The following is a 17,199-nucleotide window of genomic DNA, read 5'->3' as shown; positions in this document are numbered from 1 at the left end:
GCTCATTCTGTCTGGATTTTGATATTCGGCACATTCTTCCTGAAGCTGCCGAAAAACCAATTTTTAAAAGCCAAACTAAACAAATATATGATTTTTACATCACGTATAAGGGTATTTTATTGCCCCTATAGATACCGATTATTACTTACTATGAAATTAGCGCTTCTCTTAACGGTCGCCTTTACCATACAAGTTATGGCCGAAACCAAGGCACAAACTGTTACGCTAAATGCCCGTAATAAAACGCTTCGCGAGGTATTACTGGAAATTCAAAAACAACATGGGTATTCATTTTTGTTTCGTGGAGATAATATAGCGGATCGACGCATTACCGCTCAATTGAATCAGGTGGATTTTGTTGACGCGATGCGTGTTATATTAGATGAAAATGGGTTTGCCTGGTCATTGGAAGATGGGATTATTACCATCAGGAAAAAACCTCAGGTGACTGCAACACAGATAAGCCCCTTACAGCTACGGAGTTTTTCCGGACGGGTGACCGATGAACACAACACCCCATTACCGGGGGCAACCGTGAGCATTAAAGGCACAACCGCAGGTACAAAAACCAATGAAAATGGTGTTTTTGAAATCAAAACTTCCCTAGCCAACGGTATCTTCGTTTTCAGCCTAATGGGTTATGCCCCGGTAGAAGTGCCATTTAATAGCAACACAACGATAAATGTTACCTTGAAGGAAACATTGAGTGACCTCGATGAAGTAGTGGTGGTGGGATACGGTACTGCCAGAAAGAGTGACCTAACCGGGGCGATTACACAGCTGAAACCGGATGAAATTGCCGATGAAAATCCGCGTACCGTTCAAGATATTTTAAGGGGTACACCCGGTTTAACGATTGGACTGGATGCATCAGCAAAAAACGGTGGTAGTATCAACATACGTGGCCAGCGTTCAGTATATACGGAAGCGAATCATAACTCTCCTTTGTTGATTTTGGATGGGGTGATTTTCTATGGCGAGCTATCCGAAATTAATCCGGACGATATTGAACAGATCGATGTATTGAAAGATGCCTCGGCAGCGGCTGTCTATGGTGCGCAGTCTGCTAACGGGGTACTAATCATTACCACAAAAAAAGGAAAGCAGGGAAAGCCCAAAATTAATTTTACCTCAAACCTAGGACTTTCAACGATGGGTGCCAACCGACCGGTTTGGGGCCCCGAGGGGTATTTACAATACAGGCAAGACTGGTACATCGCCGGTACGTATGACATCAATCCGACTACAGGTAATTACGAGCCTTATATGTCCGGTAGTACCGACGCTCTACCTGCTAAAGGTAAGCCTGGTTATTATGAAAAACTGACCCCCGAAATGCTGGCTAAATATGGAATAACGGAGGCCGATTGGCGAGCTTATTCCGTTAACGGAGCCGATGCTTCCAATGAAGAAATATTTGCCAGACGGATCGGTCTCGATCATAATGTATTAACGAATTATCTTGCCGGAAAGACCTTCGATTGGTACGATCATAGTTTCCGTAACGGTTTTAATCAAGATCATAATGTGAGTATTTCCGGTGCCAGCGATAAGATAAATTATTATATGTCCGCCGGATATTTGTCTAATCAGGGTGTTATCGTAGGCGACAATTACCGGGCTGTACGGTCGAACCTCAAAGTAGATGGTAAGGTGACAGACTGGTTAAATATTGGTGCGAATATAAATTTTCAGGATCGTACGGATGGAAACATCGCCACGGATTGGGGTAGAGCTATCACGTTAAATAGCCCTTTTGGGTCTTATCGAGATGAGAACGGGAACCTCGAAGTACACCCGCAGGGCTCCGGTCTTACGGGGCTTATTAGAGGCTATAATTATGATTTTGACAGACAATTCCAAGATCTGGAAAGTGGCTATACCGTGTTAAATTCCATTTTCACAGCTAAAATAAAACTGCCTTTTAACATTACCTATTCATTTAATGGTTCGCCCAGGTATCAGTGGTTCTACAAACGCTATTTTGCTTCATCAACACACCCGGATTGGAACCCGCTTTCTAATAATGCGGGGGTAGATCGCGAAAACAGTAAACGCTTTGACTGGTCGATCAATAACACGATTAACTGGGAGCAAACCTTTGCCGAAAAGCACCGAGTAAATATAACCCTGGTGCAGGAAGCGGAAGAGCGGCGATACTGGTGGGATGTTATCAGGGCCCGGAATATAACACCTACCGATGCGTTGGGCTTTCATGAAACGAGTGGTGGAGACAGGTTGCGAAGTGAATTTGATACCGAAGACAGTCGGCAAACGGCAGACGGTATGTTGGCCCGCCTTTTCTATTCGTATGACGATAAGTATATGTTTACGGGTTCGGTACGCAGGGATGGCTACTCGGCATTTGGTACCTCCAATCCACGGGCTACTTTTTTGTCTGCCGGATTAGCCTGGACGTTTACCAAAGAAAATTTCTTTAATTGGAATGCCATGAGTAATGGGAAACTGCGCCTGTCTTACGGACAAAATGGCAATCGTTCGCTTGCAAACCCTTATATTGCATTGGCCAACTTAGCCAATGGTGTGGGCACGCAGGGCTATATCAACGCAAATGGCGACTATATACAGTATCAGTACTTACGGATAGACCGCTTAGCCAACAAGGATCTGCAGTGGGAGAAAACCGCTTCGTTCAATATCGGTTTGGACTTCGGCTTTCTGGATAATCGTATAGCAACGACCTTGGATTATTTTCAAATGTCCACTACCGACATGATCATGAACCAGTCTTTACCGAATTTTTCGGGTTTTACCAGCATTACTACCAATTTGGGTGAAGTGCAAAACAATGGATTCGAAATAGCCATCAATACACAGAACATCATGAAAAAGGACTTTAGTTGGAGCACTTCTTTTGGTTTTTCAAAATATAAAAACACCATTAAGCACCTGTATTACCAATATCAGGATGTGCTGGATGCGAATGGTAATGTGGTGGCCAACAAAGAAGTAGACGACATTGGAAATGGATGGTTTATTGGCCAGCCTATCAGCGCTATCTGGAATTATAAAGTAACCGGAATTTGGCAGGTTGATGAAATAGACGAAGCCGCCCGGTACGGACAACGTCCCGGCGATCCTAAAGTAGCCAATAATTATACCGCCGATGATATCCAGAATGCAGACGGGAGCATGCGTCCTGTCTACAACGATAATGATAAAGAGTTTTTGGGGCAAACGCAGGCGCCTATTATGTGGTCGCTACGGAACAATTTCACTTATAAAAATTTTAACTTTTCTTTTAATATCTATTCATACTGGGGGCATAAGAGCACGAACGGGGCTTATCTGAATCAGGATAACGGAACCTCAACGATTAGCCAGGGCTTGGCAAATACTTATGAGAAACCTTATTGGACACCGGAAAACCCAAGTGATTTTTGGGCGCGTTTAGAATCGAAAGGACCTGCGGGTCTTAACGCTCCCCAAAGAGTATTCGACCGATCTTTCATCAGGTTGGACAATATAAGTTTGGGCTATGCATTACCTAGTAAATTAATTTCGCGCTACCACATCGAAAATATAAGAGTTTTTGGTTCGGTTCGGAATGCGGCCGTATGGTACAAAGATAAGAATTGGCGGTATTGGGATGTTGAAACCGTTAATGACAATGGTATAGGTAGCTTGGCACCAAGAATATTCACTTTGGGGGTAAACCTAACTTTTTAAAAACATAATTATGAAAACGAAGACTTATTATATATCGGTTATCAGTATATTATCAGTTACTTTATTGGCCAGCTGCACAAAGGATTATTTAAAGCCAGATCCACTTTCGTTTTACGAACCTGAACTTACCTTTTCAACACGTTCTGGTTTAGACGCGACCGTTGCGATGGCAGACAGGCATTTGCGTACCTATTGGAGCCATTTGGAAACAAGGGATGTATCTGTCCCGATTAGTACCGAATATATGCTGTCGGACGTAGCGGTTTCCGGTAAAACAGACGACGGTAACATTTTTGCTGATGTGGCAACGCGCCTTACGCCGACGGACGGAATGCACGACAATCAAATAAACACGATTTCTTTTTTCTGGGATCAGACCTATATGGGTATCAAATATGCCAATACAATCACGAGTTTCATTGATAATGTGCCGGATTTGGATGAGGCTACCAAGCGCGAATACCTAGGTAGAGCCTACTTTCATCGGTCTTTTCGGTATTTGGCACTTTGTTTCCAATTTGGAGATGTACCACTGGTGACGAAAATATTAACAGCACCCAAACAAAACTATAAAACTTCCAGTCGCGCAGCTATTTTGGAAATGATTACCGCGGATATGGAGAAAGCGGTGGAATGGGTGCCGGAACAATCGCAAATGGCCTATGTTGGCATGATCAATAAGGCCGCTTGCCGTCAGCTTTTAATCAAATGCTACCTAGCCACGGGCCAGTGGGATAAGGCAATTGAACAGGCCAATATACTGATTGATCGTTCCGGATATGCATTGATGACGGAAAACTTTGGTACATTTGATAATCCCTCTCCTATTGCATGGCCTGTTACCCGCAATGTGGTATGGGACTTGCATCGCCCTATAAATAAAGCTATCGTAGCAAATAAAGAAGCGATCCTGGTAATGCCTAATCGCGAGGGCACAGATGCTACCATTCGGTATAAATCGATGCGCAACTGGGGTCCTATGTGGAACCAGGCGGCATTGAAATCACCCAGTGGAAAGGTTCTGTTGGCTGCCGCCAAAACCGATTCTAAATATAGAGCTGAATATGACATTAATGGTTCGGTAGGCAGAGGGATCGGATTGATAAGACCTACTCATTTTGCTCAATACGGTCTTTGGTCTGTTAACGGAATTGAAGATACGACTGATTTGCGGCACAACAGCACCGTCGGCAACTGGGCCCGCATGGAGATGCTTAAATATAATGATCCTACAGATGCCTATTATGGACAAAACTTGCGCCTGTACGAAGGCACCACGCTCTTATGCACCGATACAATCCGCAGCTGGTTTAATTGGCCTCACTATAAGATATACATCGATGACCCTGTATTCCTAGCAACGCCTACTTCGAACAGAAATGATGGTGGAGCTGCCGACTGGTACTGCTACCGTTTGGCAGAAACCTATCTACTAAGGGCAGAGGCACAATTTTATAAAGGAAATATTGGAATGGCGACAGCAGATGTCAATACCGTAAGAAAAAGAGCACAGTGTAGCCAGTTCTATGCAAGCGTTACCATTGGTGATATCGTTAATGAGCGCGCTCGTGAACTATATATGGAAGAATGGAGACACATGGAATTAAGCCGCATATCCTATAGTTTGGCATTGAGCAATAAAGCAGATGAATGGGGTAATACGTATCAACTAAATAACTTATCAGACAACAATTATTGGTACCAGCGTATTCAACATTACAACGATTATTATAATAAAAACAAGGTAACTGTTAGGAATAGAAGCTATACCATAGCGCCTCATAATATTTATTGGCCCATTCCTCAGGATGCAATTAATTCTAACCTGTATGCCAAATTACATCAAAATCCCGGTTACAGCGGCTATGACGCAGGAGTTGAAATGTGGACTAACTGGCAGGATGCCGTAGCTGATGAAGATACTACGAATTAAGCATTACATAGGTCTATTGAATTATGTAATGGATTAATAAATCAATAAAAATCAAAAATATGATGTGCAAGAAACGATTTCTTTTCATGTTGGCAATATTTTCTTTTCAATTATTATTTGCCCAGCGTGAGACTGCCAGTCAGCCTAATATCGTCCTCATCATTGCCGATGATATTGGTTGGGGCGATATTGGCTGCTATGGCAACAAGGATGTAAGAACGCCTAATATTGACGCCTTAGGTTCTGCCGGGTTAGTATTTAAGAACATGTATCTTACAACCAGCAGTTGTAGCCCCAGTAGAAGCAGCATCATTACCGGCCGGTACCCACATAACACGGGGGCGCCGGAACTACATGATCCGCTCCCGGCAAGGCAAATCATGTTTCCGGAGATACTCAGAAAAGCAGGATATTATACAGCACTTTCGGGCAAAAACCATATGGGCCCCGCTGTAAAAAAAGCATTTGATATGATTTCGTCAGGTAAGGGCCCCGGTGCGGAGGAAGACTGGGTGTCTATCCTTCAAAACCGACCCGAGAACAAACCCTTTTTTATGTGGTTTGCTTCGCACGATGCGCACCGCGACTGGCAGTTCGATGAACGGGGTATAACACACGATCCGGAAAAGTTAAAGGTGCCGCCCATGTTATACGACGGCCCTGAAACGCGCAAAGATTTGGCGGCCTATTACCATGAGATTTCCCGTCTCGACTACTATGTTGGAAAGGTGGTGGAAGAACTTAAACATCAAGGCATTCTTGAAAATACCTATATCATTTTTATGAGTGATAACGGGAGCCCTTTTCCGCGCAACAAAGTGAGATTATATGATAGCGGTATAAAAAGCCCTTTTATTATGATCGGCCCTGGCATAAATATCGCAGAGAATAGCTCCTTATTTAGCGCCATTGATATCGCCCCTACCATGCTGGACATAGCAGGAATCGCTACAACAGATAAGCGAATGCAGGGAAAAAGCTTTTTCGGGGTGCTACAAGGCCGCGAACAGATGATACGTGATTTTGTTTTTGCTGAACATAACTGGCACGTGTTTCAAGGTTACGAACGCATGGTTCGCTATAAGGATTGGGTATATATCCGAAATGGCTTTCCTCAAAGGCAGAACCTTGCCGGTGAATCAACGAAGATGTTCCCGGCAGGCAAAGAACTTTGGGAAGCTTATGGGAGAGGCTTGACCAACGCAGCACAGGAAGATGTTTTCCTAAAGCCGCGAAAGCCGGAAGAACTCTATAACCTATCCGGAGATACCTTTCAGTTTACCAATGTGGCGGAGGTGGGCAGTAATCAGAAGATACTAGCTTATCTGCGAAAGGTTCTTGATGAATGGATCGTAGAGACCGGTGATTCGAAGCCTCAAAACCCTACACCGGATCGGGACGATGTGGAAGGAAAACGACTTCCAGGAGCGTGGAAGAAAAGAGAGAAGCCAGGTGAACGGAACGAAGCCGATACCATAAACCGATCCGGTCCTATACTTGAAAAGGATCTCAGATAGCAAAACGATTATTTTTAATCATGCTTTCAAAAAAACTTAAATTTTCTCATAATTAAAAAACCATTCAATGAAGTATTTAAAAAAACCATTTTTGTTATTACTAACAGTATGTTCGTTTCAAATCTTATTGGCGCAAAATGTGTTGACCAACTTTCCGAAAGGATCAACGCCGACGGAAGTTGGTAAACGATTGGCTTATCATTTTATAGATGGGAGGCATGAGCTATATGCCGGGCGGTTTATCCATTATGCAGAGGTATGCACCTGGAATGGCGCTTTGGACTATGCTGTAAAAACTAATGACCAAAAGCTTATTAAACTCCTGCAGGAAAAATTTGAACCTTTTTTTACAACAGAAAGAGTATTATTGCCTCCCATGAACCATGTGGATTATAATATGTTTGGAAGTCTCGCACTCAAGCTTTATCAGATAACAAAAGAAGAGCGCTATAAAACTTTAGGACTGGCCTATGCTGATTCGCAATGGAATGTGCCAACAAATGCTAAAGCAGAGGAAAAAGCCTGGGCAGATAAGGGGTACTCCTGGCAGACACGTCTTTGGATTGACGATATGTATATGATTACGGTTGTACAAAGTGAAGCATATAAAGTGACGGGTGATCGTAAATACCTGGATCGAGCGGCAAAGGAAATGGTACTTTACTTAAATGAGTTACAGCGTCCCAATGGCCTTTTCTACCACGCTCCTGACGTCCCCTATTATTGGGCGAGAGGCGCCGGATGGATGGCAGTAGGAATGCCAAATCTGTTAAGGTTATTACCTTTAGACCATCCAGATCGATCACGTATTATGGAAGGTTATTTGACAATGATGAAGAGTTTGAAAAATTATCAGGGGGAAAGTGGTATGTGGAACCAGCTTATTGATGAACCTGATTTCTGGCCGGAAACCTCAGGAACAGGGATGTTCGCTTACGCTTTTATTGTTGGTGTGAAGGAAGGGTGGTTGGATGCGGCATCCTACGCTCCAGCTGCACGCAAAGCGTGGCTGGCGATGGTTCCTTACATTGACCAGCGTAATAATGTAACCGAGGTTTGCATCGGTACCGGCAAAAAGAATGACAAACAGTATTATCACGACCGTCCGCGAAATGCAGGAGATCTTCATGGGCAAGCACCTTACCTTTGGTGTGCAGCTGCGCTACTGGAAAAAGGCACAAAATAGTCGAACTCTCTACTAAGCTCGAAAACTTTTAGAGCACCCACTCAGTGGGTGCTTTGCCGAATTTCTTCTTAAAAGCGTGTGAAAAATGTGAAAGACTTTCAAATCCGAGATCAAGGTAGATGGCAGAGGGCTTCTTGTTCTTTCTTTCTATAAGATGTCGGGCTTCGGCCAGTCTTCTTTCTTGCAGCCAATGGCGAGGTGCCATGCCGAATATCTTATGGAAATCACGCTTGAAACTAGCCAGGCTTCTTCCTGTAAGCCCGGCAAATTTTTCAATAGGAATGTTATAATGAAAATTATTCAACATAAATTTTTCCAAATCGATCTTATAGGGCTCAGAAAAATCGAACAAAAATTCTTTGAGCTGAGGCATGGTATTAAGCAACAGATATACGACCTCTTTTACTTTTAACAAGCCTAACGTATTGATTATTTTTTCCTCAGGATGACGAATATAGGGAATAATGGATTGAAAAAAGGCCGCTAAAAAATCGTTTTCAGGGATGAGAATATTGGAAGGTCCGGCATATTTTTGTCCTATCTCAATTTGCTCTTCAAGCGCAATCTGCCGTAACAAATCTTCTTGCAGGCTTATAACAATCGTCTGATAGTCCTCATTCTCCAAGGGCGTTTTAGTAATCTCTCCCAGCTGATTTTTTCGCATTAATAACATCTGGCCGCGACTCATTGAAATTTTTTGATCCGCAGTTTCCAACGTAAAATAGCCTGAAACTAGCAACACCAAGATGTTGTGCCCCAAGAATGCTCCTTTTTCCTTCCTCTTACTTGAAAGATAGGAAAAAAAAATTACTCCAGGGACTATTTCGGTTGGACTCGTCATGATGTAAAGATATAAAACAGACAGAATTTATGCGTAGTCCGATTAGCGCTGTAAATAAGTACCACCGAGTATTGCATTGGGTGAAAAATGTGTATTGAGGGCGTTCATCTCCTCTGCCGTGAAGTTTATTTCCATCGCTTGCATATTCTCCGGTAGCCGGGATCTCCTGCTCATGCTTACCAATGGCATTACATGATCACCTTGCTTATTTACCCAAGCAATGGCTAGCTGCGTTGGCGTGCATTCTTTTTCTTTCGCCATTTGCTTTAAAAATTCCACTTTTTCCAGATTCCTAATCAGATTCTCTCCTTGAAAACGCGCGAAGTGATTTTGGTAGCTATCGGCCGGAAGCGGCGCTTTCATTTCACCGGTGAGTAAACCTTCGGCCGTATTGGCAAAGGCTACTACACCTATACCTAGCTCTTTAGCAGTGGGAAGCAGATCATGCTCGATTTGACGGTCAGCCAATGAATAACCTATTTCCAATGCCGACACCGGGTAAACACTATTCGCTTTTCGTAGTTGTTCGGCCGTTATTTCTGAGACACCGAGGTGACGTACCTTTCCTTCTTTAATCAGGTCTGCAATAGTTCCTATAATATCTTCTACCGGAACACTGTTATCCATTCTACAGGGTTGATAAAGATCGATGGTATCTATTCCCAACCTAACTAAAGAATAATTTATGAAATTTTTGATGGCTATGGGGCGTAAGTCGAGCCCAATCCATTGGCCTCCATAAAAGATCGCACCAAACTTGACGCTTATGAAAGCCTCATCGCGTCTATTCTTAATGGCTTTACCTACTAATAATTCGTTGTGACCACTACCATAAAAGTCGCCTGTGTTCAAAAAATTAATACCACTGTCTAAGGCCATTTGAATGGTAGCGATGCTTTCCTTTTCATCGTTCACCTGTCCTCCCCAAACGGGCGACATGCGCATACATCCTAGTCCGAGCTTGGACACAAGTGGTCCATTTTTACCTAAGGTTATCTTTGTTATTGTTGCCATTGCTGCTATTTTATGATTAACGGTATAAAGGTCCGTTTTTTTGCGCCGAGATTGCTTTCTCTTACGGCTCAATTTACTTGTCTGGACGGCTCAAGTATCGAGCTGATACGGTGTTCAACCAGTTTTAAGGGGGTAAACAATCTCTCTTGTTGTGAACCGAATTAGGATTCTGTCTTTTATGGCGTTAATGGCTTAGCCCTCATAGAAAACGGAGATACCAAAAGAGTGCAGTTTCTGCCTTTTCTGTTTGGATACCGCTATACAGGTACTGATCATAGCCCCCGAGGATAAACCCGTACTGCTTGTAGAATTTACAAGCGGCAACATTATTATTTTGCGTCTCCAAACGTAGTCCTGCCAACCCTTCTTGTTGTGCCCAATTAGCCGCGGCATTCATTAACAATTTTGCCGCGCCTAAACGACGCAGACCCTGATCAACCGCGAGATCATCGATGGAAGCATAGCCATTCCAAAAGCGGGAAACAGCAATGTAGCCTCTTGGTCTAAAATCGAGATCATCAACAACAAATAAGGCAGCCTCGGCATTACCGATATGCTCTTTTAAAGAGGTTGCATCAAAATCATATATTTTTTCGTACGGAACAGCAAGCGTACTTTCTATGAGATCAGATCCGTCAAAGGGTTCAATAAAAACGGACCGAACCTCAAATGCGTAAAAACCCTCTGCCAATTGAGCGACGTCTCCTTCACGCGCCTCTCTAACTTTAAAGTGCCTTGTCATCCAGAATAAGACTTGTAAAAAAAATGCAATTTAGTTAAGTTTGTGAAAACAACCGATTATGATACTAGAATCCCTAATTGCTGAATTTGAATACGAAGTAAACAGTACTAGAAAACTATTACAAGCTGTACCGGAAAGAGATATTAATTACAAACCTTCTACCATTTCATGGACAATGGGCGAGCTCGCGCAACATATCGCTACCATATATTACTGGTATGTGGGTACACTTACACAAGATGTGTACGACTTAGCGGCAGATCACCTTGAACGCGGAGAGGCGGTTGATATCAAAGCAACTATTGAACTTTTTGAAGAAAATGTGGAAAGGGCACGGGCGGCATTGAAGTCGATAAAGGAAGAAAACTTGCAAGACCCGTGGACCATGAAAGTGGGCGAACGTACGGTACTTGGACCGATGCCGCGAGGTATTGTAGCGCGAAGTTTTCTTTTTAATCATATTTATCATCACCGTGGCGAATTGATTGTTTATCTTCGTGCCACCGGCAATAAGGTGCCAGGCCTTTACGGACCAACCTACGAAGAAATGACAGGGCGCTAATAAAGCCCCTGTCAAGCAGATGCAACAACATAAGGTATCAAGCTAATAAAATGGATGCTTCTTGAACTAAGGATCCCATTAATCCGGCTGCATTACGATGAATAAAGCTTTGTGCGTGCTGGCCTGCCCAAAAGTTTACTAAATCTGTTTTTCCCTGCTCTAACGCAGCTTTTTTTAACGGTGCCAACAATTTTGTATGTAACGGAAATGGCAGTACCTCTTGCTCAAAGGGGATTTCGTCAGCAATACGATTTTTGATCATCCTACCCATTCTTCCGGTAAGCGATTTCGATACAACGGTATATCTACTCTCGTCTGAAAAAAGCTTAGCACGATGCGTCGCGGTTGCGTTACACTCTTCGCAAGCAACGAAGGCTGTGCCCAACTGTACGGCATCAGCTCCCAAATTGAATGCCGCTGCAATCCCCTTCCCATTGGATATCCCCCCCGCTGCAATGATTGGAATTTTAACCTTGGACTTCAGTTGCTGTAGAAGGGCGAACAATCCGGTAAACGACTCCTGAGGCGAGCGAAGAAAAGAAGGTCGATGCCCACCTGCTTCAAAGCCGGCAGCCACGAGGGCATCAACTCCTGCTTCTTCTAACAGAAGTGCTTCATCAAGCGTTGTGGCAGCACCCACTGTTCGAATATTCAGCCGTTTACATTCTCGAAGGATCTCAGATGATGGTGCACCGAATATAAAGCTGAATACTGTCGGCTTAATTTCGAATATAACCTCAACCTGACTTTCGAATTTGGATGGGATATCTGTGGATAAGTCTGGCATGGGAATGCTTAGTTCATCGAAATAGGGCTTGAATTGTTGCTTCACCTGTTCCACCTTTTTCACGGAATAGTCCGTCAGCCGTTCATCAACATCTGATACCCATAAATTAAAGTTATAAGGTTTATCAGTTAACCGGCGAATAGCTTTATCCGCTTCCCTTATCTCTTGAGGCGTTAACGTGTAAGCACCAAAGCTACCTAAACCGCCCGCATTAGAAACAGCTGCCAATAATTCGGGTGTTGAAAACCCTCCTCCCATTGGACCGAGTAAAATCGGGTATTTAATACCAAACAATTCGGTGATTTTTGTTTGATTCCACATTTCTATTTGTTTTTATTATGCCTTGCCCGGAATTATACTTATGCCTCTAATATATTTAAAAGTATCCTGCAATGGAATAATTTGTTAGGTTTTTACTTTTAGGTGTTATCAATTCTATACCCTTTGAATGGATAAGCCAAAATTGTCATTCAGCGTTGACGTAACGAGATTCAAGACGAACTTTACTTCACTAGAGTTCCAAAATCAATCGTGTCATGAAACCAGCCCTTTCAGTTGTATTCCTTAATGGCACTCCTATTACGAGGCCGACAGATACTGCATGGTTTAATGCCAGCTTTAGCTGTGGATGCAGTACACTATGCCATCCGGCCACATCCTTTTCCTGGTTACATTCTATTCCCAAAAAATATCCTCCATCCCATACATAATGGATACTTGTATGTAATTGATATCCTATGTAATTATCCCTTTTACTGGAAGAAAACATCCACTCGGGCCCGGTGTACAATAAGGAGTGGACATGTTTTCCCCATCGTCTTGCTATGATTAGTATTGGATTCTCTGAGACTCCTTTCATTAATTGGTGTCGATGGCGAATAGAATAAAAAGAGTGAAAACGAAATTCATGTATAAAAGCAAATGCCATGGAAGTTTGCCAATCTTCAGACACCAAAAAGGTATACTGGTTCGCCCACTTAAGCCCTTCTATCCGATTACTCGGAACATTTGCCAACGGATCCGAATGATTTCCTTTATAAAACGAAAAATCAGTTTCCACCTCCATTCCCCATCGATTTGCGACAGCGAATTCGAACTCCGCAAACCCTCCCATTTCCTTGTATCTCCCGTTCATTCCGTAACTCAAACCGATGTTAATCTCTTTTTCTCCTTTGTGAGCGCCGAGATCACGTATTAAATCCATATAAAGTGGTTCGGCATGCTTTAGCTTTAGCGGTAATGTACCTGACTCCACTTGGGCACAGCTGTTTTTGGTAGTCGCAAGCAGCAACATCAATAGTATCCATTTTATCATCCAATGTTCCTTTGTTTAATGGCAAGCTTAGAAAGGGAAACTGGAAAGAAGTTGGAATTGCGTAAATCTCTTTTATTTTATTTAGGTGTGTTACAAGAATAAATCCTCTCAAAAAAAAGAAAGGCGACCTAAGCCGCCTTTCCTATCTATTAGGTTTGATGCTATGCCATCGCAGCAGATATACCGTATCGCTGTGATTGACGAGCTAATGCAGTATTATACTCCTCAAGTAACGAAATATATTTATCTTTCCAATACGATACCTCCTCCACATGTTGGATAGAATCGTGGAACACTTCTTTTTTGCGTTCGAACTCCATTTGAAAATCTTCGGAGTTGAAAAGCTCGGGGAATTCCCGCGAAAAATCGTGGCGTAGTGTTACACCGATCTTGAAAATAATCTCTGATTTAACTCGTGGTTGCCCGAACCAGTTATAAATTGATCTTCTATTCACTTTCATCAAACGACTTAACTCACTAATACTGTAACCGTTGCGCCTAATTACCATTTCGATAATTTCGCCATAATGTTTGTCCATAGGTATGCTTTTATTTCAGTAGCACAAAGGTGAGAAATAAAGTAAAAAGTAACAGAAGGATTAATACCTAAATTAACACAGGAGATTTCCTGTTTTTGAGAAAAAATGCTGAAACTTTCATTTGATTTCGCCTCAATATCACAAATCCGCAAAGCAGGCACATAAAATTTGTGAGCAGATTAAAACAAAAAACCCAATAAAGAAACAGATTCGCTATTTCCTTTATAGTTTTAAGATTTTTTTGTAGAACTAAAAACAATACATCAACTTGACGGTTAATTATTAACAATAAATTTTGTTTTTACTAGTTATAAAGCTCCTCGAAAGAGGGGCTTTTGCGTTATTAACCCTACATCGATCCACGCGGCCGGTAATCGTATTTATTTTGATCTCTAGTACTACATCAAAGGCAACTATTTTCATGGCCGTTAACCTAGTAATTACAAATGGAGAAACGATCCATCGCACCAAAAATGATTATAAGGATTAATATATTTCCATAACTTTGTAAGTCACTTATCGGTTACCTCATGAAAGAACTTAAAGTATCCATGCTCATAAAAAAATACCAACGCCTGATTGAGTTGGAACCCAACGAACTCAAAAGAAATATTTATCAAGCAGTTTTAGAGGATCTGATGAGTTTACTTGAAAATAAAGTAGCTCCCAAATGATAATAACACAAAAAAAGTTCTATCTCGGAGCCCATAGGATCTTCCCTTTACCGAAAGGCAACGGATATTCATGCGGTTGGTACGCTGGGACCTGTCCAAATCAACCTCCAACAATGTCTAATTCACACCCGTTATAATCGACCGTAGGCTAGTAGTTTTGTACATTGACAAACGAATTTTAAAAGAACATTTGTAAAAAAACAAATGAACGACTTAGTCCCTTTAGTCTATGAAAATGAAATCGGCTGAATTTATTACACTCTCCGCTTGCACGATGATGCTTACCGCCTTGGGAATTGATATTATGCTGCCCGCATTTAGTGAAATTCGGAAACATTTTGGCCTCGCTGCGGAATCAAACGCCACGGCACAAATAATAGTATTCTTTTTTATGGGGCAGATTGCACAACTCGTTTTCGGTGCACTTTCTGATCGTTTTGGCAGATTAATTATTTTGCGAATCGGATTTCCTCTATATATTATCGGCGGCATTGCTGCAACTTATGCACCCAGCCTAAGCATTATGTTAGTCGCCCGCTTTATAGCCGGAATGGGAGCATCAGCTGTTTTTATGACCGCGATCGCCGGTGTGAGGGACCGGTTTGTTGGCGATAAAATGGCTAGCATCTTATCGCTGATCTTCACCATATTTTTGTTCACACCTGTTTTTGCTCCCTTCTTAGGTCTGGCGATTCTATCTTTTTCGACTTGGCGTGCCGTATTCTTAACACCACCCTTATTTGCGGTTGTAGTATTTGTTTGGTCATTGCGGATGGAAGAGTCGCTGCCGCTTGAGAAACGCAGTAAACTGAACTGGAACACTATCAGTCAATCCATACGATCCATTCTTAGCAATAGCGTATTTCTAAGATATACAGCAGTTACCACGTTTCTTTTCACAGGTTTAAGTTCTTGGGTTTCTAGCTCTGAACATATTTTGGGAGAAATATACGGAAGACCGGAACTATTTGCATGGATCTTTGCAAGCGTTGGTTTTATTGCTGCCTTATCAGCACTTACTAATTCACGGCTTTCATCTAAGTTTGGCGCAAGACGAACCATACGAGGGCTGTTGATTGTTTACAGCCTCGTAGGAGCATTATTGCTTGCCTGCACCTTTGCTTGGGGAGATCCGCCACAGATGACTTTATTTTTTATTGCCATTGCTTTATTGGTTGGCCTTAATTTAGCAGTTGAACCAAACAGTAGTGCATTGGCAATGGAACCAATGGGCGACAGGGCAGGAATGGCATCGGCTATATATGGAACTTCATTCTTTTTCATTGGGGCGGCCTTGGGCTCGTTTATAAGCAATCTGCTGGCCAACACGGTATTCCCATTGATTGCCTCCTTTTTTTTAATTGGAATTGTTACCCTTGCTTTAGTATTCGGAGATAAACGGCCAAGCACGGCCCGGTCTTAATCGTGTTAAGTTGCTGCCAATAAAAACACTTCTCCACTCGCAGGCAAAAGCTGATCAGCTCTGTCTTTGAAATAGGTTTGCTCCATCTCTTTAGTAGAAAATACCCGCGCCTCCTTAAAACCTACTTCCTTAGCTAAGGCCAACACCTCTTGTGGTGCAAAAAAACTCACAAATGGTGTTCCTGCTTCACGGGCGCCCTTTTCCGCTATTTGTTGTAAAGGTTTGTCTTCTTCATCCATCAATGCTAGCGGTAGATAGAAAGTCATAGCAAGTTGCGAGCCCGTGGCGAGTGAAGCGATCTGCTTCAGGGTGGATACAATAGCTTCCCTAGTAAGATATAGGGTTACACCTGTACAAACCACTACGGCAGCTTTATTCGCGTTAAATTTTGATTTTAGCAGTTCTTCCAACCACGAGGTGGCTTCAAAATCGACCGGTACAAAGTGTAAATAATCGGGTATATTATACCCTAAATCAATAAGCCGCTTTTGTTTCCATGCTAGCGTACTTGGTTGGTCTATCTCAAACACTTGAAGCTTGGACGCAATATCCGGCCTGCGTTGTACGAAGGTATCGAGCCCGGCACCAAGAATTACATACTGCTGAATACCGTGCGCACTTTGGTCAATGATTAAGTCCTCAATGAAACGGGCGCGGGCAACAATTGAAGCGCGAAGACGCTTCGTAAATTCCGGATGCATGTCGGGTCGTTCCCGCCAACCGGCATCGGGTGCAACGAGCCTCAACCCTAGGTCATCTTCTATTATAGGCGGTTTTCCGTCCACTTCTAAATGTAAAGCTCTCCATAAAGCGGTTCTTACCGCTGTATTATCCGGTTCCATTATCTTTTGTTCCATATGTTTTTTCCTTTCTGCATGGGAGCTAAGTCCAACCAGTTAATGGTATTTTTCATGCTTTTAAATTTTCAATTCACAGCGTGCAAAAATAACGCCTCTGAACTTTTGAAAATTGTAAA

At 42.6% G+C, this 17,199-nt stretch carries 14 protein-coding genes; 7 read left to right on the top strand and 7 right to left on the bottom strand.

Going from position 1 to position 17,199, the window contains the following annotated elements; all coding sequences use genetic code 11:
- Positions 1-150: 150 nt before the first annotated feature.
- The 4 genes from M1D52_RS01760 to M1D52_RS01745 all read left to right on the top strand — a co-directional run bounded on the left by M1D52_RS01760 (position 151) and on the right by M1D52_RS01745 (position 8,326).
- Entirely contained in the window at positions 151-3,690 is a 3,540-nt protein-coding gene (locus M1D52_RS01760) for a SusC/RagA family TonB-linked outer membrane protein (RefSeq protein WP_242627123.1), read from the top strand.
- Positions 3,691-3,700: 10 nt separating this feature from the next.
- The gene (locus M1D52_RS01755; RefSeq protein WP_437362563.1) at positions 3,701-5,623 is read left to right on the top strand and encodes a RagB/SusD family nutrient uptake outer membrane protein; all 1,923 of its coding nucleotides are present in this window, start codon (positions 3,701-3,703) and stop codon (positions 5,621-5,623) included.
- 59 nt (positions 5,624-5,682) lie between these two features.
- Positions 5,683-7,140 (top strand): sulfatase family protein, encoded by a 1,458-nt coding sequence (locus M1D52_RS01750; RefSeq protein ID WP_437362564.1) that lies wholly within the window; start codon positions 5,683-5,685, stop codon positions 7,138-7,140.
- Positions 7,141-7,207: 67 nt separating this feature from the next.
- On the top strand, positions 7,208-8,326 hold the full coding sequence (locus M1D52_RS01745) for a glycoside hydrolase family 88/105 protein (protein WP_013664244.1): 1,119 nt from the start codon (positions 7,208-7,210) through the stop codon (positions 8,324-8,326).
- A gap of 28 nt (positions 8,327-8,354) precedes the next feature.
- On the opposite strand, the gene M1D52_RS01740 is transcribed toward M1D52_RS01745, so the two are convergent.
- The 3 genes from M1D52_RS01740 to M1D52_RS01730 form a co-directional block, all read right to left on the bottom strand.
- Positions 8,355-9,167, bottom strand: a complete 813-nt coding sequence (locus M1D52_RS01740; protein WP_130854879.1) for a helix-turn-helix domain-containing protein — start codon at positions 9,165-9,167, stop codon at positions 8,355-8,357.
- Between the two features lie 42 nt (positions 9,168-9,209).
- Positions 9,210-10,181 (bottom strand): aldo/keto reductase, encoded by a 972-nt coding sequence (locus M1D52_RS01735; RefSeq protein WP_437365915.1) that lies wholly within the window; start codon positions 10,179-10,181, stop codon positions 9,210-9,212.
- Between the two features lie 199 nt (positions 10,182-10,380).
- Positions 10,381-10,923, bottom strand: coding sequence for a GNAT family N-acetyltransferase (locus tag M1D52_RS01730; protein WP_437365917.1), 543 nt, complete (start codon positions 10,921-10,923; stop codon positions 10,381-10,383).
- A gap of 58 nt (positions 10,924-10,981) precedes the next feature.
- Between M1D52_RS01730 and M1D52_RS01725 the strand changes: the two genes are divergently transcribed.
- Entirely contained in the window at positions 10,982-11,485 is a 504-nt protein-coding gene (locus tag M1D52_RS01725; protein ID WP_013664248.1) for a DinB family protein, read from the top strand.
- A gap of 37 nt (positions 11,486-11,522) precedes the next feature.
- Here M1D52_RS01725 and M1D52_RS01720 read toward each other — a convergent pair whose 3' ends face one another.
- The 3 genes from M1D52_RS01720 to M1D52_RS01710 form a co-directional block, all read right to left on the bottom strand.
- A complete protein-coding gene (locus M1D52_RS01720; protein WP_377611953.1) occupies positions 11,523-12,593 on the bottom strand; it encodes an NAD(P)H-dependent flavin oxidoreductase in 1,071 nt (356 codons plus the stop codon).
- Between the two features lie 190 nt (positions 12,594-12,783).
- Positions 12,784-13,587 carry an HAEPLYID family protein gene (locus M1D52_RS01715; RefSeq protein ID WP_437393941.1) on the bottom strand — a complete coding sequence of 268 codons (804 nt, stop codon included), beginning with the start codon at positions 13,585-13,587 and terminating at the stop codon, positions 12,784-12,786.
- A gap of 161 nt (positions 13,588-13,748) precedes the next feature.
- A complete protein-coding gene (locus M1D52_RS01710; protein ID WP_013664252.1) occupies positions 13,749-14,126 on the bottom strand; it encodes a hypothetical protein in 378 nt (125 codons plus the stop codon).
- Between the two features lie 530 nt (positions 14,127-14,656).
- Between M1D52_RS01710 and M1D52_RS01705 the strand changes: the two genes are divergently transcribed.
- Positions 14,657-14,800, top strand: a complete 144-nt coding sequence (locus M1D52_RS01705; protein WP_157622183.1) for a hypothetical protein — start codon at positions 14,657-14,659, stop codon at positions 14,798-14,800.
- Positions 14,801-15,029: 229 nt separating this feature from the next.
- Entirely contained in the window at positions 15,030-16,223 is a 1,194-nt protein-coding gene (locus M1D52_RS01700) for an MFS transporter (RefSeq protein WP_437393942.1), read from the top strand.
- 5 nt (positions 16,224-16,228) lie between these two features.
- Here the strand turns inward: M1D52_RS01700 and M1D52_RS01695 are convergent, their stop codons facing one another.
- A complete protein-coding gene (locus M1D52_RS01695) occupies positions 16,229-17,080 on the bottom strand; it encodes a class I SAM-dependent methyltransferase (protein WP_437393943.1) in 852 nt (283 codons plus the stop codon).
- Positions 17,081-17,199 lie beyond the last annotated feature (119 nt).

This window comes from Olivibacter sp. SA151 (genome assembly GCF_054130995.1).
Note: the sequence above shows the minus strand (reverse complement) of the source record. Positions and strands in the feature narration are given on the sequence as shown.